Source organism: Serratia sp. NA_13, from assembly GCF_052691735.1.
The window spans coordinates 139,204-159,812 of record NZ_JBQZFV010000001.1 but is presented as its reverse complement, the minus strand read 5'-3'; the positions used below and the strand labels follow the sequence as shown (position 1 = coordinate 159,812).

Sequence of the window (20,609 nt, the reverse complement as noted above, 5' to 3'; positions counted from 1 at the left end):
TGTTACCCTCTCTCCCCACGAATTGATACCGGGGGTAAGGGATAACGTTCCCCTCGTTCAACCCAGTCCATAAAGTCGGCGCGCGCGCCAGGAAAATTAATCAGCTTCCAACCGACCATGTCTTTATTGCCACCATGGATTGGATCGCTAAAGAAACCTTCGCGGGTGTTTTGCAACAAGTAGGAGAAGAACAGTTTGGCAGGCAACTGCGAAAACTCAGCGTCGCCGGACTCAAATTTCTGCAACAACGCGTCCTGCTGTGCGGCGTCCAGGTCGGCAAAAACTTTACCGGCGGTTTTCTTGCTGTAGGCATCGGCATCAGCGATACCCAGGTTGTAGATCTGTTTCGGCACCAGCGGCAGTTGATAACCCATTTCCTTCGGAACATCCGGGTTAAACGGCCCCTGCATATACCAGATGGATCCGGTCGCGTACGGGGTATTCATCTGACGATCGATAAATTCCGGCACGCCAGCTTCCAGCGCCCCAGGACCACGATCGTCGGCCGGGATCAGACGTGCCACAGCCGCCTTGACGAAGGCCCACTCTTCCGGGGTAAAGAAGGTAGGCTGATAGTCGCTTGTTTTTGGGGTGTCTGTTGCCGCGACCGCCGGTATTGAGGCTGTCAGCGCACTAACGCCACTGCCGCCAATCACCGCTGCGGGGATTAAAGTCATCGATTTCAGCAAGAAATCGCGCCGTGAATTGTTAGTTTTATCGTCCGACATATCACATTCCATCCAAAGATAATCACAACTATTTAACCTCAACCTTGCGGTCGATGCGGGTTTCAAACATAAATTGTTACTTATTTGTATATTTATTGAAGGCCACAATGTGGCCAAACGCCAAAATGTTACCGGTAACTTATTGAATGAACGTAAAGATTTGCTGGTTAATGTAAAATTAACTATTCGTGCGGTTTTTCAGGTAACAGGATGGGAAATAACGAAAAATGAGAAGTGCATCGCGATTTTACCGCGCGCCAATAAAAAATCCGGCCCCAGTAAGAGGCCGGTTTAGCAAAGAAATTTGAACTAGGGCGACATTGCCTGGTAGGCGGTGGTCACCTTCCATAAATAGCGCGGCGCCTGCGGGGCCGGATGCTTTTTCTGGATATGCTGATAAAACTCATCCGGGCTCATCTGATTGATACGATTTACCGCGACGCGCTTGTCTGATGAGAAGGTCCGCAACATGGCACCCGCCCCATTCACATAAGACACAATGGTGGCGTAACGTAACGTCTGTGGATCGTTGATCCCGGCTAGCTGCTGGCTTTGAAGAATATTGATATAGGCCGTTCCCAGATCAATATTAACCGCCGGATCCTTCAACTCACGCGAGCTTGGCTGCCCGCTTCTTCCTTTCAGACGATAGGCGTCACGCCCGGCGGTTGAAGGTTTCAGCTGCATTAATCCCACGGCGTTCGAGGTACTGACTGCATTCGGGTTAAACCCGGATTCCACCTGAATAATCGCTTTAATCAGCGTTTCGTCAACGCCATAGCTGTTAGCGGCCTGACGAATGTAATCGTTATAGGCTATCGGTGTCCCTGTTCGGTTAACCGGAGCCTGTGGAGGGGTCTTTAACCAACCGCCACGTAATGTGCCACTGCCTGAAATATTGGTTGCTGTTTGCGGGTCTTTGGCACAACCCGACAAAAGCAAAATTGCCGTCAGGCAACCTATTTTTGTTTTCACAGAATCCCTCACTCCTTTCAATGAGTTGCGTAGCATATACAACTTGTAAGGACGCCTGTACGCTTTTTTTGGTCTAATCTCAAGCTACTCGTATACCAAGAGGTGATTTATGAGTCAATCTGCAACAACGTGTTTTGTGGTGACTTTTCGCTATCAGGAAGAAGGATTAGCTGATTTGGCCAAGCTGACAGGACAATTAACCCTTCATGGATTTGTCACGTCGGTGGCAGACGAAAATGGCATTCCGCATGAGCTGGGCAGCAACAGTTTTGCGTTGATAACCCCACTGGATCAACAGGATGTGCAGCTACTAGCACAGAAACTTGGGCAGGTGGCGTTGGGTAAGGTCCCTGATGTCGATATTGTCACCTACGATGGCTATATTAAGCGGTTACATACTGATACATAAAATGCTATAACTCACTGGGCGGTATTATTTTTCCAATTGAGTAAATAACCGGCAATCAGCCGGCAGGTGATGCTTGACTTTGCCTCAATTGATATTGACAATCATTTTCATTTGAGACAGGAGATGTCACCATGTTTATGAAACAACGCGCTTTTCCCCGCCTATTCATGACTAAACCCAGTGGCTTTTCCCGCCCTATCGCCCTGCTGTGCCTGTTATTGACTGCCAGCCTCGCCAGCCAGGCCGCATTGGCAGAGAAAAAACTGCGGGTGGTAACCACCTTTACCATCATTCAGGATATCGCCCAGAATGTGGCCGGTGATGCCGCCGTGGTGGAGTCAATCACCAAACCGGGCGCGGAAATCCATGATTATCAGCCAACACCGCGCGATATTGTTAAGGCGCAGCACGCCGACCTGATCCTGTGGAACGGTATGAATCTGGAACGCTGGTTCCAGCGTTTTTTTGAGAACATCAAACAGGTGCCTGCCGCGGTAGTCACCGAAGGCATCACCCCACTGCCGATCCGTGAAGGACCCTATAACGGTAACCCGAATCCGCACGCCTGGATGTCCGCCAGCAACGCACTGGTGTATATCGAAAACATCCGTAAGGCACTGGTACAACACGACCCGGGCAATGCCGAAACCTATAACCGCAATGCCAAAACCTATGCCGCCAAAATTGCCGCGTTGGACGCACCGCTGCGCGAACGCCTGGCACGCATCCCTGCAGCTCAGCGTTGGTTAGTGACCAGTGAAGGTGCCTTCAGCTATTTGGCGAAAGACTATCAGTTGAAAGAAGTGTATCTGTGGCCAATCAACGCCGATGAGCAAGGCTCGCCGCAGCAGGTTCGCCGGGTGATTGACGCCGTGCGCGCCAACCACATCCCGGTGGTATTTAGCGAAAGTACCATTTCCGACAAACCTGCCAAACAGGTCGCCAAAGAGACAGGCGCAAAATACGGCGGCGTACTCTATGTCGATTCACTGTCTGCTCAGGGTGGCCCGGTGCCGACTTATATCGACCTGCTCAATGCCACCGTACAAACCATTGCCAAAGGATTTGATCAATGACCACCGAGGTTTTTGTCCGCCCTGAATTGAGCGTGGACGACGTTACCGTGACCTACAACAACGGCCATACCGCGATCCACAACGCCAGTTTCACCCTGAGTGGCGGCGCCATTTGCGCGCTGGTTGGCGTCAACGGCAGCGGTAAATCGACCCTGTTCAAAAGTATTATGGGGCTGGTCCGGCCCACCAGCGGCCGCGTACAACTCAACGAGCAACCAGTCGCGCAGGCGCTGAAGAAAAACGTGATTGCCTACGTCCCGCAAACCGAAGAGGTTGACTGGAATTTCCCGGTATTGGTAGAAGACGTGGTGATGATGGGCCGCTATGGCAAGATGAACTTCCTGCGCATCCCTTCAAAGGAGGACAGATTGCGGGTCGATAAGGCGCTGGAGCGCGTTGGCCTGAGCGAACTGCGCACCCGCCAGATCGGCGAACTTTCCGGCGGGCAAAAAAAACGCGTCTTTCTGGCGCGGGCGCTGGCTCAACAAGGGACGGTTCTGCTACTGGACGAGCCCTTTACCGGCGTCGACGTCAAAACCGAGAATGCCATTATTGATCTGCTGCGCGCGTTGCGCGATGAAGGCCACCTAATCCTGGTTTCCACCCATAACCTGGGAAGCGTGCCGGAGTTTTGCGATCGGGTGATCCTGATTAATCGTACGGTGCTGGCCGCAGGGCCGACTGAAACCACCTTTACCCAGAACAACCTGGAACAGGCATTTGGCGGCGTACTGCGGCATATCAACCTGTCCGGCCCGGACCTGCACGACGACAACGATCCGCGCACCCTGACGGTGCTGACCGATGACGAGCGCCCGGCGGTGTTCTACGGCCATAGCAAAAGTGACCCGCCGGCGCAAAGCCAGCCAAAGGAGAAACAACCCTGATGCTGGAACTTCTGCTGCAACCCTTCAGTTACAACTATATGGTCAAAGCCATCTGGGTCAGCGCCATCGTCGGTGCCGCCTGCGCGTTCCTGTCGGCCTACCTGATGCTGAAAGGCTGGTCGCTGATGGGTGATGCCCTGTCGCACTCGGTGGTGCCTGGTGTCGCGGGTGCCTATGCGCTGGGCCTGCCCTACGCCGCAGGTGCCTTCTTTACCGGCATGCTGGCCGCACTGGCCATGACGCTGGTGCGCCACATCACTCGCCTGCGTGAAGACGCGATTATCGGCTTTATCTTTTCCACCTTCTTCGCCGTCGGCCTGCTGATCGTTTCGCTCAACCCCACCTCGGTAAATGTGCAGTCGATTATCTTCGGCAATATTCTCGGAATTGCCGATGAAGACGTGTTGCAGGTCGAGATTATCATCGGCGTATCGCTGCTGATCCTGTGTCTGGTGTGGAAAGATCTGCTGGCGGTGTTCTTTGACGAAAACCACGCGGTGTCGATTGGCCTGTCGCCGCTGCGGCTGAAGATCCTGTTCTTCACCCTGCTCAGCGCCTGCACCGTGGCGGCATTACAAACCGTCGGCGCGATTTTGGTGATAGCCATGGTCATCACGCCAGGCGCCACTGCCTATCTGCTGACCGACCGTTTCAGTCGGCTGGTGATCATCGCCATCGTGATCGGCGCATTGACCAGCGGCTTCGGGGCTTACCTGAGCTTCTTCCTCGACGGCGCGACCGGTGGGGTGATCGTGACCCTGCAGACGCTGGTGTTCCTGGCCGCCTTTTTCTTTGCCCCCAAGCACGGCCTGCTGGCATCCAAACACCGCGTAGCGCGTGAACAGACCGGAGGCCACTGATGGAAACCTTGTATCAACTGCTCAGCGAGCCGTTCGCCTATCCGTTTATGCAGCGGGCGATCCTGGCCGCTATCGTCACCGGCGTAGTCTGTGCGGTGCTGTCCTGTTATCTGGTGCTCAAGGGCTGGTCACTGATGGGCGATGCCATTTCGCATGCGGTGCTGCCCGGCATCGTGCTGGCATTTGTGCTCGGCATCCCGGTGGTGATCGGTGCGTTTTTCTCCGGTATTTTCTGCGCAGTCGCCACCGGTTACCTGAAAGAAAACAGCCGGGTGAAAGAGGATACGGTGATGGGCATCGTGTTCTCTGGCATGTTCGCCTTTGGGCTGGTGTTGTTTTCACGCGTCGATACCGATCAGCATCTGAGCCACATTCTGTTCGGCAACATGCTGGGTATTACCGATGTCGAACTGAAACAGACGCTGCTGATGGCCGGTATTACCCTGTTGGTGGTGTTGCTCAAACGCAAGGATCTGATGCTTTACTGTTTCGATCCCAACCATGCCAGGGTGATTGGCCTGCCGGTGAAGCTGTTGCACTACGGGTTACTGTGCCTGCTGGCGCTGACCATTGTCGCTTCGCTGCAGGCGGTGGGGGTGATTCTGGTGATTGCGATGTTAATCGCACCTGGGATTATTGCCTTTATGCTGTGCCGCAGCTTCGATCGCATGTTGATGGTCGCCACGGTAGTTTCGGTGTTCTCCTGCGTGCTCGGCACCTTGATCAGTTTTCACATTGACGGGGCCACCGGCCCCTGCATTGTGATCGTTCAGGCGATTCTGTTTGTGGTCGCTCTGCTCTACAGCAAGTTCAGACCGTTACAACGTCACGAAGAAAGCTTAATCAACGTCAAACCTTGAAACAGGCGGCGGTGCCCAATCGCACCGCCGCCTGATGTTACTCCTGCTGGTAGATATCCGGCCGGACAATCTGCCAGACAAAATCCTCACGATTCACCGCTTCATAACCCGCTTTCTGGTACAGCCACGGCGCAGTACCTGTCACCAGCATAATTCGTCGCAGCCGTTGCAGCACAGGGTGTTTCAACGTGCAATCCATCAACCAACGCGCTAACCCCTGCCCCTGATAATCCGGAGAGACAAACACATCGCACAGCTAACCGAAAGTGGCGTAATCCGTAACCAGACGGGCAAAGCCAATCTGTTGTTGCTGATGATACAAACCAAAACACAGGCTGTTGTCGATGGACAACTGCACCGTCGCCAGCGAAATGCCACTCGCCCAGGTCGAGGTGGTCAAAAAAGCGTGGATAAAGGCGATATTTAATTCACTCTTATCACTGTTAATCCGGTATTCACCGCTCTGCCACTGCTGGTTTTGCTCCATTAATTTCTCATCTCATTGATAGTAAAGGCCATCTTAAGATTCTACTGTCGCGACATGTGCAATCAGCCTGATAAACATCGCTCTCACGCCGGCAAGTTGCAACATGCGCCGTACTTAAATTAATCAATAGCGTATATACTTTGAGCAAACGCGAGTGGCGAGAAAATCGCCTGTTGTTGGTGCCAGCTGTGCGCCAGGTCGTGTTTTCTTCAGGCTAAAGACGCTAACCTAATGAATTCGCAGGCAACACAGAGGGGGTGTACCATGTGGCAAGCCGTTAGCCGTCTGTTAAGTGAACATCTTGGCAGCGCAGAAATCCGCGCAAAAACCGAACTGCCAGGGGGCGATATTCACCCGGCATGGTGTGTTAGTTACGGTGACCACCAGGTGTTTGTCAAATGCGATGCCCGGGAACTGTTGCCCATCTTTACCGCCGAGGCCGACCAGTTGGAGTTACTTGCACGCAGTAAAACGGTGCGGGTCCCGCAGGTATACGGCGTCGGCAGCGATCGCGACTACAGTTTCCTGCTGCTGGAGTATCACCCCCTGAAACCCTTTGATGCCCACGGCGCCTACTGTCTTGGCCAACAACTGGCTCATCTGCACAAATGGAGCGAACAGCCGCAGTTCGGTCTCGACTTCGACAACGATTTGTCTACCACTCCGCAACCCAATGCCTGGCAGCGCCGCTGGTCAGAGTTTTTTGCCGAGCAGCGTATTGGCTGGCAGTTGCAAATGGCGGCAGAGAAAGGCATGACCTTCGGGGATATTGATGAGATTGTTGACGCGGTGTATCTCCGCCTGCAGCACCATCAGCCGCAGCCTTCACTGTTGCATGGCGATTTATGGCCTGCCAACTGCGCTTTAACTGCCAACGGCCCCTTGCTGTTTGATCCAGCCTGCTATTGGGGCGACAGAGAGTGCGATTTGGCGATGCTGCCACTGTATCCGGAGCTGCCGCCGCAGATTTATGACGGTTACCAAAGCATCTGGCCTTTGGAGAATGGATTTATCGAACGTCAGCCGTTGTATCAGCTGTATTACCTGCTCAACCGCAGCAATCTGTTTGGTGGCCAGCATCTGGTCAAGGCCCAGCGTGCGGTGGAAACACTGCTGCATTCCTAGCCGCGATAAAAATCAAGGCGCTGAACCCAGCGCCTCAACTTTATCTCACCTTAAACCGCGCTGGCCAGTTGGCCGAGCAGCTTGATAACAAACCAGGCGATCACCGCAATCACCACCGGTAAAATGTACAGCGGGAAGTATTGCAGAAAAATGGTGTGGTGCGGCAGGGTAATACGTTCTTCCAACTGCGCACGGGTGTGCCCCTCGCCGCCCTTGGCCTGCTCGAGGATCATCTGGTCTTCCAGGCCTTCGCGAATAAATTTCACTTGGCGTGACATGCGCGCACCTGAAGCCTGCAGCGCCAGCCCGACAAAAATCAGAATATAAATCACGATAAACATGAAATTAGCGGCACTGAACAGGCTTTTTTCGACGTCCGGGACCGGCGAGTTATACCAGAAGATATTCAGGAACGGCGTATTGAAGCGCACCATATCGACCATCACGTGGACAAAATCCAGCATTACCGCATTGATGCCTTTAGTCTTTTCGCTGTGCTGATAAACAAACATCAACATTGAGATCAGCGTTGAAAGCAACGCCGGGATAAAAACCACCCAGCCAAGAATACGTTTGATAATGGCGATGCGCCCAGCCTGTTGATACGTCATGTGTTCCCCTTGTAAGCGACGTAACCGTAATTGACTAAGTCTACCTGTAGTTACTGAAACTCGCCCACCGTTTTCTTCACCGTTATTGTGCTACAAGCGTAGCCGGGATTATCCGAAATCAACAGCTTAACGACATCCGCGCGTTACCATTAAATAGTTATATAGTTAAATCAATCCGTTTAGACAGGGGCCACCATGATCCGGCTGATTATCTTATTGTTGGGCACACAGGCGCTGCACGGGCAGCGCCGCCTGCTGATGCTGTTCGGCTGGTTGTGGATCTGCGTGGGCATGCTGATGCTGTTCGACATTCTGCAGGATGGTCGTTCGGTGCTGGCGTTAGATGCCTTGGCAGTCATATTGGCGCTGGAGGGGCTGGTGGCGATTTCCGCCGCGTTGGTGATAGGTTCTTCCGCCAGCCGACCGGTGCTGCTGAAAGGCCTGGGCTTTATCTTTATGGCCTTTACGATTTTTGACGTACCTGCAGACGGTAACATTGTCGCCACGTTGGTATTTGGCAGTGCGCTGTTACTTGACGGCGCGGTACGTATCGCCTCCTCCACGGTGATCCAGCACAGCCGCTGGAAGCCGGTAGCGCTCGCTGGCAGCGGTGAAATTCTGCTTTCATTGATGATCTTTTTCGGCTGGCCGGCACCACACCGCATGACGGTGCCCTTTTGCCTCGGCGTAATGATCCTGCTTTCCGGTTGGGCGCTGCTGCGCATTGCACGCCGGCTGGAAAGCTTTTCTCTGAATCAAAATCAGGATCAGTCGGGACTACAATGGGCGCATGACTCCAGCCTACTCAACCTGTACGTCTGGACGCCAATAGGTTCGGCAAAAGACGCTCGCCGACGTTACATCGTCGACCGCTACATAGCCGCAGTAGACGGCGACGGTAACATCTCCACCGGGCATGCTGCCGTGGCACTCGATCCGGATCTGTATATTAGCCACTATCCGCTTAACAATATCAGCCACTCCGCACAGGATTTCCGCCAGTTGCTACATTCCGGCGAGCAAAACAACGTCGACGGGCGTTTTCTGCCGAGCCTGCAGCAAGAGGTGGCGGCCTGGTGCCCACCGGATAAAAAAATCCAGTTTCATCGCTATAACCCGACGGCGCTGCGCGCTTTTTGGCAACGCTATCGGCAGGACACCACCTACAATCTGACCCGTCGCAACTGTTCCACCACAGTGATTCGGGCACTCGACAGCGCGCTGGAAGGCGTACTGGGCGATAAGCATCTGTGGCGACGTTTTCTGTTGCTGGTGCTCGATCCCAACCTGTGGATGCTGGCGGTGCTGCGCAGCCGTGGCGAAAGCATGACCTGGACGCCAGGATTGGTGCTGGACTATGCGCGCATGCTACAGCAGGTCACCGAGCGCCAACATCAGCGCTGGTGGTTAAAGCTGCGGGAAGTGTGGCGTATCCTGCGCTTTGGCCGGGGTCAGCCCGGTAGGCAAAAGTTTTAGTCTCGCCGTCAGCGATGATAAAGTGTTTGCCACATTCATCGGCGCCGGCAAGGAGTTAACCGTTAATGACCTATTCGCAACGCATTGAAACCGCTATTTTTGATATGGATGGTTTATTGATCGATTCAGAACCCCTGTGGCTACAGGCGGAACTGGATATCTTTGGCGCACTGGGGCTGGATTTGTCCGACCGCCACAAGCTACCGGATACCCTGGGTCTGCGCATCGATCTGGTGGTGAAAATGTGGTACCAAGTCATGCCGTGGCAAGGGGTTTCGCAAGAGGAAGTTTCAGCGCGGATCATCGAACGCGCCATAGAACTGGTACGTGAAAAACAACCGCTGTTGCCAGGCGTGCAGCAGGCGCTGGAACTGTGCCGCAGTCTGGATCTGAATATCGGCCTGGCTTCCGCTTCGCCGTTGCACATGCAACAGCAGGTGCTGCAGATGTTTGGCCTTGAAGGCTACTTTGACCAATTGGTTTCCGCCGAGTATCTGCCATATAGCAAGCCGCACCCCGAAGTGTATCTGATCGCCGCCGAGCGCCTCGGCAGTGATCCACTGCGCTGCATCACTCTGGAAGACTCATTCAACGGCATGATTGCCACCAAGGCCGCCAGAATGCGTTCGATTGTTATCCCGGCGCACGAATATCGCGACGATCCGCGCTGGGCATTGGCCGACCATAAGCTCGAAACGCTGGAACAGCTGACACCGGATCACCTAGCGTAATTTTCGCGGCATCGGTCTGATCCCGGTGCCATGACTATCCCCTTCAAGCCCCATCAGCGCTTAATTTCAAAATAGCGCATTGTGTCATAAAATAAACAATTGGTTACAGGGTAACTGCTTCCACTACTGGGAATTTTCCCATATACTGGATAAATTAACAGTTTATCAGCTGGAACGGCAGTATGACCGCGGAAGGACATCTTATTTTCTCTGTCGCTTGCGCGATTTTCGCCAAAAAGGCCGAGGTGACACCATCGCTTGCTACCGGCGACTGGTGGCATATTATCCCCGCTGCTCTGCTGACTTCGTTGCTGCCCGATATCGATCACCCAAAATCGGTGTTAGGCCAGCGTCTGCGCTGGATCGCCATTCCAATCTCTCGTGCCTTCGGCCATCGTGGTTTTACTCATAGCCTGCTGGCGATCGCCGGTGGCATGGCACTGTTCCAGCTTGACGCCCCACGCAGTTGGCCGATCCCGCCGGATGTGCTGCATGCGATGATTATCGGTTACTTCAGTCACCTGTTGGCAGATATGCTCACCCCCGCCGGCGTGCCCTTGCTTTGGCCTTGCCGCTGGCGTTTTCGCCTGCCGCTGCTAAATTCTCAGAAAGGCAACCAACTCGAGCGCGCTCTGTGCCTGTGTCTGGTCGCTTTCGCTGTCTACTGGCAAGGCGGTTGCACCATTCCTGTGCAGTCCTATTTCGAACAAATAAAAAATATCAGACTGTGATCACAAAAAAACGGCCATTTAATATCCGAAAAGATTATTAATCAAACAAATTCACCCACAAAGTTATATCAAATTCCATTTGGATATAAGTGAGCCGTTACGCAAACTGTTACGATATTTAGTATCGCTACGCCTTGGTGCATAGCCATTTTTATATAAGAAAAAATAATTGGAGACATTGGGGATGAATCTTCCGCTGGTTATTAACGTGGTGATTTTTGTCGCCCTCCTTTTGCTGTTGGCGCAAACCCGCCATAAGCAATGGAGCCTGGCGAAAAAGGTATTGGTCGGCCTGGTAATGGGCGTGGTGTTCGGTCTGGCACTGCAACTGGTTTACGGTTCCGATAACCCGGTACTGAAAGAATCCATCAGTTGGTTCAACATTGTCGGCAACGGCTATGTGCAACTGCTACAAATGATTGTTATGCCATTGGTGTTCGCCTCAATTTTGAGCGCGGTCGCCAAGCTGCATAACGCCTCTTCATTGGGAAAAATCAGCTTCCTGACGATTGGCACCCTGCTGTTCACCACGCTGATCGCCGCACTGGTGGGCGTGCTGGTCACCAACCTGTTCGGTTTGACCGCAGAAGGCCTGGTGCAGGGCACGCAGGAAAGCGCGCGCATGGCGGCTATTCAGAGCAACTACGTCGGTAAAGTAGCCGACCTGACCGTACCGCAACTGGTGCTGTCGTTCGTGCCGAAAAATCCGTTTGCCGATCTGACCGGTGCCAGCCCAACCTCGATCATTAGCGTGGTGATCTTCGCCGCCTTCCTGGGTGTGGCTTCGCTGCAGTTGCTGAAAGACGATAAAGAGAAAGGCCAACGCGTACTGGCCGCTATCGACACCCTGCAAGCCTGGGTCATGAAGCTGGTGCGTCTGGTCATGAAACTGACCCCGTACGGCGTCCTGGCGTTAATGACCAAAGTGGTGGCCGGTTCCAACATCCACGACATCGTCAAACTCGGCAGCTTCGTGGTGGCCTCTTACCTCGGTCTGGCCATCATGTTTGGCGTGCATGCGGTGCTGCTGGCCTTCACCGGCGTTAACCCGGCAAAGTTTTTCCGCAAAGTCTGGCCGGTGATCACCTTTGCCTTCACCAGCCGCTCCAGCGCCGCCAGCATTCCGCTGAATGTGGAAGCACAAACCCGTCGCCTGGGTATACCTGAATCGATTGCCAGTTTCTCGGCGTCGTTCGGCGCGACTATCGGCCAGAACGGTTGTGCCGGTCTCTACCCGGCCATGCTGGCGGTGATGGTTGCCCCTACCGTCGGTATCAACCCGCTTGATCCGCTGTGGATCGCCACGCTGGTGGGTATCGTCACCATCAGCTCCGCCGGTGTTGCCGGTGTGGGTGGCGGCGCAACCTTCGCCGCGCTGATTGTGCTGCCTGCACTGGGCCTGCCGGTCACGCTGGTCGCCCTACTGATTTCGGTTGAACCACTGATCGACATGGGCCGTACCGCGCTGAACGTTAGCGGTTCCATGACCGCCGGTACCGTCACCAGCCAACTGATGAAACAGACTGACAAGTCCATTATGGACAGCGAAGACGAAGTGGAACTGGCTCACCAGTAAATTTCATCGAAATTAAAAAACCGGGGCTGAAGCAGGTCCCGGTTTTTTTACGTCTGAAAACCGCTAAATCTAAAATAAAAAAAGCGTTGCCAGTGAATGGGACGCCTTGATGGTAACCGGCGGAATTAGAATGGGTAGTCGTGGTAGCCCATTTGCTCGGAAATGTTGCGGGCGGCGCTATGCAGCCGTTTGACGTAATCGGCTTTGGCCTCTTCCGAGTAACGAATGGACGGGAACGAGATGCTCAAGCCGGCGGTGACCACACCAAAACGGTCAAACACCGGCACCGCAATGCAGCGCAACCCTTCTTCCTGTTCTTCGATGTCTTCACCCACCCCCTGCTCACGCACCTGATCCAGCTGTGACATCAAGACCGCGGCATCGGTCAGGGTGTTCGGGGTGCTGCGGGTAAACTCAATTTTTGACAGGATTTGCGCCACTTCAGCCCGGTCACGCCAGGCCAACAGCACTTTACCGATCGCCGTGCTGTGCAGCGGGTTGCGACGACCAATACGTGAATACATACGCAGGTTATACATGGCGTCGATTTTATGGATATAGACAATACTGTCCTCATCCAGCGCCCCGAGGTGAATAGCTTCACGGGTGTGGTTCGACAGTTCGCGCATCTGGATATCGGCGCTGCGGATCAGATCGACACTTTGTAGCGACTTGGCTCCCAGTTCAAACAGCTTGAGCGTGAGCGCGTATTTTTCCGACTCCCCCTCCTGCGAAACATAGCCCAATGACTTCATGGTCTGCAGAAAACGGTAGACGGTGCTCTTGGACATCATCACCCGCTGGGAAAGCTCGGTTATGCCAATCTCACGTTCTTCGCCCAGCGCCTGCAAGATACCAAATACCTTCAGCACGGATGAAACCGCATCCGGTTGTTTATCTGAGTCTGCGTTAACCATAGTCAATATCAATATCCTACCCGGCATTTTCTGTTTTAAGAAATTTGAACACGAGTTTCAGTATATGCGGTACCGTGGAAAGCACGCAATCTGCCCTGGGGATAAATGCCTGAGAAGGAACGAATTGAGCGCTCAACTCTCATCGGTTATTACAATTGAGCGGGAATCTGTGGATGCAATCGCAGACTAATATGATTAGCATGGTAATACTCCCCCGAATTAATACCTTCGAGATCAACATGCGTTCTTGTACTGACGGCCTGCCCGTCCCACAACGCTATGGGGCTATTCTCGCCATTGCCCTGGGCATCACCGTCTCGGTGCTCGATGGCGCGATTGCCAACGTGGCACTGCCGACCATCGCGCGCGATCTGAATGCCAGCCCGGCCAGCTCCATCTGGGTGGTTAACGCCTACCAGTTGGCGATCACCATTTCGCTACTGTCGCTGGCCTCGCTCGGTGACCTGATCGGTTATCGTCGCATCTATCAGGCCGGTCTGTTGGTATTCAGCATTACCTCGCTGTTCTGCGCCCTGTCCGACTCGCTGACGACGCTGACCATTGCTCGTGTGCTGCAAGGCTTTGGCGCCGCCGCTATCATGAGTGTCAACACCGCGTTAATACGCATTATCTATCCACAGCGGTTTCTCGGCCGCGGTATGGGTATCAATTCACTGATTGTCGCCTTTTCCTCAGCAGCCGGGCCGACGGTAGCGGCGGCTATCCTGTCGCTGGCCTCCTGGCAATGGCTGTTCGCGATTAACCTGCCGATTGGTATCGTCGCGTTGTTGCTGGGGATGAAGTACCTGCCCGGCAACAGCCAAAAAAGCACGAATCAGCGTTTTGATCCGGCCAGTGCGGTGATGAACGCCCTGACCTTCGGGTTGCTGATCACCGCCATCAGCGGCTTTGCCCAGGGCCAAAGCCTGGCGCTGATATTCAGCGAAATCGCCGCGCTGCTGGTGATTGGCTTCTTCTTTGTTCGCCGCCAGCTGCGTCAGCAATTCCCACTGCTCCCGGTGGACTTGCTGCGCATTCCGATTTTCGCGCTGTCGATGGGTACTTCGATTTGTTCCTTCGCCGCCCAGATGCTGGCGATGGTCTCGTTGCCGTTCTTCCTGCAAAGCACGCTGGGCCGCGACGAGGTCGCCACCGGGTTGCTGCTGACACCCTGGCCTTTGGCGATTATCGTCATGGCACCGCTTGCAGGACGTCTGGTTGAGCGCATTCATGCTGGGTTGTTAGGCTGTATCGGTCTCGCGGTGTTTGCTCTGGGTTTGTTCTTGTTGGCGCTGCTGCCGCAAAACCCTTCAGACCTGGATATCATCTGGCGCATGGTGCTATGCGGTGCCGGTTTTGGGTTGTTTCAGTCACCGAATAACCACACCATTATTTCCGCCGCCCCACGCAACCGCAGTGGGGGTGCCAGCGGCATGCTGGGCACCGCCCGGCTGTTGGGACAGACCTCGGGAGCCGCGCTGGTGGCGTTAATGTTCAACCTGTTCCCCACCTCCGGCACTCATGCCTCGTTGATCCTGGCCGGAACTTTTGCCACATTGGCGGCGGCGGTCAGCAGCCTGCGCATTACCCAGCCGCGCTCACAAGCGGAGCCAAGCAGTCAGCAAGCCAAATAACGAACATAAAAAAACCCCGGCGAGCCGGGGTTTTAAGTTGCTGACAAAGCAGGAAAAAGCGTGGTTTTTCCTGCTTTGTGGTGAGCAGCCGAAAATCAATAAATTGATTTTCCTGATTTTTATTTATCGGCCTCTACTCGATCTGGGCTGGAATGAGGTTTGTCATCAGTCTGAAACCCCGGCGAGCCGGGGTTTTTTACTTTCTGAAAGTTACTTCAGATACTGACCTGAACGCAGTGCTTCGATACGTTTATCGAGCGGCGGGTGCGACATGAACAGTTCGCTGAACGACTTGGACTTGCCGTTGATGCAGAACGCCATCATATTGCCCGCTTCCTGTGGCTCATAGCTGGTTTTAAGCCGTTGCAGTGCGGCGATCATCTTCTCGCGGCCCACCAGTTTGGCGGAGCCTGCGTCGGCATAGAACTCACGATGACGTGAGAACCACATGGTGATAATGCTGGCCAGGATGCCGAATACCAGCTCCAGAACCATCGACACGCCGAAATAGATCATCGGGTTGCCGTTGCCTTCCCCTTCGCCGTCACGGTTGCCCAGGAAGCCGGCGGCGGCCTGTGCGATCAGACGAGAGATGAAGATCACGAAGGTGTTCACGATACCCTGAATCAGCGTCATGGTGACCATATCGCCATTGGCAACGTGGCTGATTTCGTGGGCAATAACCGCTTCTGCTTCATCACGGCTCATGCTTTGCAGCAGGCCGGTGCTGACGGCAACCAGTGACGCATTACGGCGCGCACCGGTGGCGAAGGCGTTGATGTCTGGTGCGTGATAAATAGCCACCTGCGGCATGGCAATGCCTGCCTGCTGCGACTGACGCCGTACCGTTTCCAGCAGCCAGTTTTCGGTCTCGTTACGCGGTTGTTCAATCACTTCCCCGCCGACGGAGCGCAACGCCATCCATTTGGACATCAGCAGTGAGACAAACGAGCCGCCGAAACCAAACAGACCGGCCATGATCATCAGGCCCTGAACGCTACTGGATTGGATTCCTGTCAGGCTGAGCACCAGCCCGAAAACCAACATCACCGCCAGGTTGGTGAGCAGGAACAGAGCTATACGCATCATAAAATGTTTACTTCCTCATAAATGTTAACAAAACGCTGCCTCGGTTACCCTAGATGGTATGGGCATTCGTCACAGTTTCAAGAGTTGCACGCCATTAACCTACTAAAAATACGAAACTTTACAAAATCGGCGTTCCAGCATGGCTTTTCAAATTGTAAACGATTGTTGCGTAATGCGGTGGTTTTTCTGCGGCAAATCAGCGGTGTTTGTTGTTCAAACGCCCAAGGTGGGTATAGGCAAAACCTTGGGTATATTTCAATCCGTAGCCCAAGGTGCGGTCAAAGCCGATGTGGGCACACCAAATCAGCGCCGTCATCAGCCAGAACGGCTGCGAGAAAAGAAAAAACAGTAACGCGCATCGGGGGAGTTAGCTCGCTCATCAATGTCTCACAAGATGTTTGACGCCTCGATGCGCTTTCAGCGGCCTTAACAAAAAACGCATATAAAGATGTCGTTAAATGGTTACTAGTTTATTGAAATACATGCATTTATTTATCCCAGCATCTATCAATTAACCACACCGACAATTAAAACCCCGTCACAGGTTTTCCTATATGATAGGTATTCATACAGAAACGGGAAGAGGCGTCACTTCACGAAACACAATTTGCGGTGGATGCATTAGTTTGTGATGCGGGTCTTTTGCTTAACTCAGCGCTCACCTCGTATATAGGCCAGTCCGAGTGTCAGTAAATACCCCAATACCAGAGAAGCTACAAAACCTGCAACTTTCATCCATCCGCTATCTGGGATAATGAGGCACAAGAAGGCTAGGATGGATGCCACACCCGTAATGATTGCCGACATAGCATGCAATACCCCCTTACCTAAAATCTTACCAATTTTTTCCAATGACGATTTTATTGAGCTCATTGTCAATTCTCTTGCATTGCGCTGGGGTGCTATTAATATATTTGATATACGGCTCTAAATAATTTCCGAGTGACTTAATCAAACGAAGGAATCTTTCCGTTTCAACCTGGTTTCTGTATTTCAGTTTGTCACCTGACAATCCGCTCCCTTCCCATGTCTTCACTACACCGAGATACATTCCATGTGGTATTGAGGAGATACCATCAGCAATACCTCTTGCGATATGCTTTACGTCCATATATCACATCCGCATAAGTTGAGTTTTTCTTAGGTAAAATTCCATTGTTAAGCCGACGCTACCATAACACAGAATCAGAAAACAAAATCCAACCAGAGGGTGATCTCCGCCCTGAAAACCGTGCCAGTCTAAACTGAAGTATCCGGTCTTTCTTTCATCTCACAGAGAGGCACATCAGCCATGAAAAAGACCCGTTATACCGAAGGGCATATCAACTTGCGGCTTCGGAGAATAAAAGATAAGACAACTACGCTAGTTGATGGCAAGTTCGTCAGAAGAAATCAATTGATAGACAAGCATCAGCGTAGCAGCATCTTCTCTAGTTAAAATGCGTTTACTGTGACGGACATTATGCCAAAGAGCGCGTCGTAGAAATTCATAACCCCATTACTTTGAGGCACGAAACAGTGAGTATGGGTAAATCATGGACATACAAAATAAAAATAAAACAAAATCCATATGTTTATCGAAAAAAAACGCACCCGAAGGTGCGCTTTTCATTTACTGGTACTCGGCTGCGTTATTTCGCTGCCGCCGGCTGCGCCTGATCAAGGTGCGCCAGAGCCAGTGCGATATGCACTGTTTCGTCCAGATATGGGTCAGGTTCCTGGTAATCCTTCGGCAAGTCTTCCAGGGCCTTCAGCGGCTTTTTACCGGCACGCTGCAGGCGATCATTAACACGTTGCAGACGGGTAGCGTCATCATCGTGGTTCTCTTTCTCGCGCTGAGCCAGGTTGAGTGAGACGATGTTACGTTTGTCCTTCAACGCCTTGTAATGAGCGATATCCTGCGCGATGTACTGGAACTCAGGATCCTTGGCGATACGCTGCTCATGATCCTTCAGCAGTTCAGGCTCAAACGGCTTCATATCACCGGTTTTGGTGTAGGTCGCCGCATTGATGCTGTCCCACGGCATGGCGTTATCTTCAAACGCTTCACCGGTTTCCGCCGGATCGACGCCGCTTGGCATCAGGATATCCGGGGTAACACCCTTACGTTGGGTACTGCCGCCGTTAACGCGGTAGAACTTCTGAATGGTGTATTGCACCGAACCTAATGCCGGCCATTCCGGACGCAGCATCTGATCGTAAATGCGGTTCAGCGAGCGATACTGTTGCACGGTACCTTTACCGAAGGTCGGTTCACCGACAATCAGCGCGCGACCGTAATCCTGCATTGCCGCGGCAAAGATCTCGGAAGCCGAGGCGCTGAAACGGTCAACCAGTACCACCAGCGGCCCCTTATAATAGGTCACGCCGTCGGTGTCCGCGTCTTCACGCACTTTACCGTTATTGTCACGCACCTGGACTACCGGGCCGCTCGGAATGAACAGACCGGACAGCGATACCGCTTCGGTCAGTGCGCCGCCGCCGTTGGTGCGCAGGTCGATGATCAGGCTCTTGACGTTCTGCTTGGCCATCTTCTGCAACTGAACTTTCACATCATCGGTCAGGCCCACGTAAAAGCCCGGGATATCCATCACCGCGACTTTCTCTTTACCGACGGTCTTGATGGTCATTTTCACCGCGCGGTCTTCCAGACGGATACGCTCACGGGTCAAGGTGACCACTCGGGTTTTGGTACCCTTGCCGGCCGGCAGGATCTCCAGGCGTACCTTGCTGCCCTTCGGCCCTTTAATCAGGGAAACCACGTCGTCCAGACGCCAGCCGATCACATCGACCATAGGTTTGCCCGACTGGCCAACGCCGACAATACGGTCACCCACGGTGATCGCCTTGCTCTTCGCCGCCGGGCCACCCGGTACCATAGAGTTGATCAGGGTGTAATCGTCATCCATCTGCAACACCGCACCGATACCTTCAAGGGACAGGCTCATCTCGGTGTTGAACTGTTCGGTATTACGTGGGGAGAGATAGTTGGTATGCGGGTCGATTTCATGCGCAAAGGCATTCATCGCCAGTTGGAAAACGTCTTCGCTGTTGCTTTGCGTCAGGCGCTTGATGGCAAACTGATAGCGCTTGGCCAGCGTTTCACGAATTTCCTTGTCGGTCTTGCCGGTCAGTTTGAGGTTCAGCTCGTCATATTTGACTTTCGCATTCCACAGGCTGTCCAGTTCGGCCTTGTCTTTCGGCCACGGCGCTTTGCTGCGGTCGAGATCAATAGTGTCGTTGCCGGTGAAGCTCATTGGCTTTTCCAGCAGCGACAATGCATAGGTGTAACGCTCAAAACGGCGTTTCTGCGCCAGATTGTACAGCGCGTATGGCGTATCCAGCTTACCGCTTTTCAGTTCTTCGCCCAGTTGATTACGCTTGCTGGCGAATTGCGCCACGTCGGAGGCCAGCAACACGTTATGGCTGTAGTCCAGCATATTCAGGTAACGATCGAAGATCTTGCCTGAAAAGTCAGCGTCGAGGGTAAACTGACGGTAATGAGAGCGAGTGAAGCGCGAAGTTACGCGCTCACTCACCGTTGCATGTTGCGGCTCCTGCTGCAGCTGAGGCAGTTGATCGATGCGGATGTTGGCTGGTTCCGCTCCGTAACTGACACCCGCCCACAACAGACCCGCGACTGCTGTTAATCTGACAAATTTGTTCATGCCTTGGTTGGCCTCCGTATCAGAACTGCAAGTGTTCTGCGCGCACAATCATCGCCAGACCGGAAGAGAGCTGCACACGTACGCCATCTTTGGCGATTTCAAGCACGGTTGCATCCATCGCACTCTGGCCTGCTCTGACTTTGATTTCCTGGCCAATTTGCAGTTTAGAGATATCCGTGACTGGCACACGACGCTGCTGGCTTTCCTCTTTGACTACACGAGGTTGGCGAGCGGGCTGTGGGCGAGTTTGTGGGCGCGGCTTGCGGTTCTCCGGAGCGGCTCCGCCTTCGCGACGCGCAGCAGGTTTTTTACCAGCTGGACGTGGACGACGAGGTTCCGCAGCGGCTGATTCACCGGCAGCTTCACGTTTTTTGGCGTTTTGCTCGGTACGCTGTGCCTGAACTCGCGCTTTTGCTTCTTCAAGCTGTTGACGGGCATGATCGACATGCTGCTGTTCCAGCTCACCGCACGGGTTGCCGTCCAAATCAACGCGCTGAGCGCCAACTTTGACGCCATACAGGTAACGCCAGCTTGAGGTGTACAGGCGCAGTGCAGAACGCAATTGCGTTTTGCTTAGGTTTTCTTCCCCCTGAACACGCTCGACCAGATCCTGAAAAATACCGATTTTCAACGGGCGAGCTTCGCCCTCGGCGCTAAAGCAGAGCGGAAAACGCTCGGCAAGAAAAGCAATGACTTCTTTACTAGAGTTCAACTTAGGTTGATTTTCCATGAAATTTCCTGATTACAACGGGTTTGCCAACCAGCGCAG

20 protein-coding genes and 1 pseudogene are annotated in these 20,609 nt (G+C 53.5%); 12 read left to right on the top strand and 9 right to left on the bottom strand.

All coding sequences use genetic code 11. The features are described 5' to 3' along the window. Nucleotides 1-2: 2 nt before the first annotated feature. Complete coding sequence (locus tag ACUTSU_RS00725) at nt 3-728, bottom strand: gluconate 2-dehydrogenase subunit 3 family protein (RefSeq protein WP_445651016.1); 726 nt, start codon at nt 726-728, stop codon at nt 3-5. Between the two features lie 109 nt (nt 729-837). Between ACUTSU_RS00725 and ACUTSU_RS00720 the strand changes: the two genes are divergently transcribed. Next, entirely contained in the window at nt 838-1,023 is a 186-nt protein-coding gene (locus ACUTSU_RS00720; protein WP_445651015.1) for a hypothetical protein, read from the top strand. Nucleotides 1,024-1,037: 14 nt separating this feature from the next. Here the strand turns inward: ACUTSU_RS00720 and ACUTSU_RS00715 are convergent, their stop codons facing one another. Continuing rightward, nucleotides 1,038-1,703 (bottom strand): transglycosylase SLT domain-containing protein, encoded by a 666-nt coding sequence (locus tag ACUTSU_RS00715; protein WP_445651014.1) that lies wholly within the window; start codon nt 1,701-1,703, stop codon nt 1,038-1,040. Between the two features lie 109 nt (nt 1,704-1,812). Between ACUTSU_RS00715 and ghoS the strand changes: the two genes are divergently transcribed. The 5 genes from ghoS (at nt 1,813) to ACUTSU_RS00690 (ending at nt 5,795) form a co-directional block, all read left to right on the top strand. Then, nucleotides 1,813-2,112 (top strand): type V toxin-antitoxin system endoribonuclease antitoxin GhoS, encoded by a 300-nt coding sequence (ghoS, locus tag ACUTSU_RS00710; RefSeq protein ID WP_445651013.1) that lies wholly within the window; start codon nt 1,813-1,815, stop codon nt 2,110-2,112. Nucleotides 2,113-2,243: 131 nt separating this feature from the next. Beyond that, nucleotides 2,244-3,188 carry a metal ABC transporter substrate-binding protein gene (locus ACUTSU_RS00705; RefSeq protein ID WP_445651012.1) on the top strand — a complete coding sequence of 315 codons (945 nt, stop codon included), beginning with the start codon at nt 2,244-2,246 and terminating at the stop codon, nt 3,186-3,188. Then, nucleotides 3,185-4,075, top strand: coding sequence for a manganese/iron ABC transporter ATP-binding protein (locus tag ACUTSU_RS00700; RefSeq protein WP_445651011.1), 891 nt, complete (start codon nt 3,185-3,187; stop codon nt 4,073-4,075). Before ACUTSU_RS00705 ends, ACUTSU_RS00700 begins: the two co-directional genes overlap by 4 nt. Then, nucleotides 4,075-4,935, top strand: coding sequence for an iron/manganese ABC transporter permease subunit YfeC (yfeC, locus tag ACUTSU_RS00695; protein WP_445651010.1), 861 nt, complete (start codon nt 4,075-4,077; stop codon nt 4,933-4,935). The genes ACUTSU_RS00700 and yfeC overlap by 1 nt, the downstream gene beginning before the upstream one ends. After that, nucleotides 4,935-5,795, top strand: a complete 861-nt coding sequence (locus tag ACUTSU_RS00690; protein WP_445651009.1) for a metal ABC transporter permease — start codon at nt 4,935-4,937, stop codon at nt 5,793-5,795. Before yfeC ends, ACUTSU_RS00690 begins: the two co-directional genes overlap by 1 nt. Before the next feature lie 37 nt (nt 5,796-5,832). Here ACUTSU_RS00690 and ACUTSU_RS00685 read toward each other — a convergent pair. Next, nucleotides 5,833-6,282: pseudogene (locus ACUTSU_RS00685) on the bottom strand (GNAT family N-acetyltransferase). Nucleotides 6,283-6,546: 264 nt separating this feature from the next. Here ACUTSU_RS00685 and ACUTSU_RS00680 point away from each other — a divergent pair. Continuing rightward, on the top strand, nt 6,547-7,407 hold the full coding sequence (locus ACUTSU_RS00680; protein ID WP_445653634.1) for a fructosamine kinase family protein: 861 nt from the start codon (nt 6,547-6,549) through the stop codon (nt 7,405-7,407). 50 nt (nt 7,408-7,457) lie between these two features. Here ACUTSU_RS00680 and ACUTSU_RS00675 read toward each other — a convergent pair whose 3' ends face one another. Next, nucleotides 7,458-8,018: a YniB family protein gene (locus ACUTSU_RS00675; RefSeq protein WP_445653633.1), complete on the bottom strand. Its 561-nt coding sequence runs from the start codon at nt 8,016-8,018 to the stop codon at nt 7,458-7,460. Between the two features lie 195 nt (nt 8,019-8,213). Here ACUTSU_RS00675 and ACUTSU_RS00670 point away from each other — a divergent pair, with 195 nt between their 5' ends. From ACUTSU_RS00670 to ACUTSU_RS00655, 4 genes are all read left to right on the top strand, one after another. Next, nucleotides 8,214-9,494 carry an HdeD family acid-resistance protein gene (locus ACUTSU_RS00670; protein ID WP_445653632.1) on the top strand — a complete coding sequence of 427 codons (1,281 nt, stop codon included), beginning with the start codon at nt 8,214-8,216 and terminating at the stop codon, nt 9,492-9,494. A gap of 65 nt (nt 9,495-9,559) precedes the next feature. Continuing rightward, nucleotides 9,560-10,225, top strand: a complete 666-nt coding sequence (hxpB, locus tag ACUTSU_RS00665; protein ID WP_445653631.1) for a hexitol phosphatase HxpB — start codon at nt 9,560-9,562, stop codon at nt 10,223-10,225. A 182-nt stretch (nt 10,226-10,407) separates the two neighbouring features. Next, nucleotides 10,408-10,956 carry a metal-dependent hydrolase gene (locus ACUTSU_RS00660; RefSeq protein WP_445653630.1) on the top strand — a complete coding sequence of 183 codons (549 nt, stop codon included), beginning with the start codon at nt 10,408-10,410 and terminating at the stop codon, nt 10,954-10,956. 184 nt (nt 10,957-11,140) lie between these two features. Beyond that, nucleotides 11,141-12,532, top strand: coding sequence for an L-cystine transporter (locus ACUTSU_RS00655; protein ID WP_445653629.1), 1,392 nt, complete (start codon nt 11,141-11,143; stop codon nt 12,530-12,532). Nucleotides 12,533-12,657: 125 nt separating this feature from the next. Here the strand turns inward: ACUTSU_RS00655 and kdgR are convergent, their stop codons facing one another. After that, nucleotides 12,658-13,449 (bottom strand): DNA-binding transcriptional regulator KdgR, encoded by a 792-nt coding sequence (kdgR, locus tag ACUTSU_RS00650; RefSeq protein ID WP_445653769.1) that lies wholly within the window; start codon nt 13,447-13,449, stop codon nt 12,658-12,660. A 239-nt stretch (nt 13,450-13,688) separates the two neighbouring features. Between kdgR and ACUTSU_RS00645 the strand changes: the two genes are divergently transcribed. Continuing rightward, nucleotides 13,689-15,083: an MFS transporter gene (locus ACUTSU_RS00645; RefSeq protein WP_445651002.1), complete on the top strand. Its 1,395-nt coding sequence runs from the start codon at nt 13,689-13,691 to the stop codon at nt 15,081-15,083. Nucleotides 15,084-15,293: 210 nt separating this feature from the next. Here ACUTSU_RS00645 and htpX read toward each other — a convergent pair whose 3' ends face one another. From htpX to proQ, 4 genes are all read right to left on the bottom strand, one after another. Then, on the bottom strand, nt 15,294-16,172 hold the full coding sequence (gene htpX / locus ACUTSU_RS00640) for a protease HtpX (RefSeq protein WP_012144856.1): 879 nt from the start codon (nt 16,170-16,172) through the stop codon (nt 15,294-15,296). 196 nt (nt 16,173-16,368) lie between these two features. Continuing rightward, nucleotides 16,369-16,488, bottom strand: a complete 120-nt coding sequence (locus ACUTSU_RS00635) for a DUF4260 family protein (protein WP_445651001.1) — start codon at nt 16,486-16,488, stop codon at nt 16,369-16,371. Between the two features lie 1,315 nt (nt 16,489-17,803). Further along, the gene (gene prc, locus ACUTSU_RS00630) at nt 17,804-19,840 is read right to left on the bottom strand and encodes a carboxy terminal-processing peptidase (RefSeq protein ID WP_445653628.1); all 2,037 of its coding nucleotides are present in this window, start codon (nt 19,838-19,840) and stop codon (nt 17,804-17,806) included. Nucleotides 19,841-19,859: 19 nt separating this feature from the next. After that, entirely contained in the window at nt 19,860-20,570 is a 711-nt protein-coding gene (gene proQ, locus ACUTSU_RS00625) for an RNA chaperone ProQ (protein WP_445650998.1), read from the bottom strand. Nucleotides 20,571-20,609 lie beyond the last annotated feature (39 nt).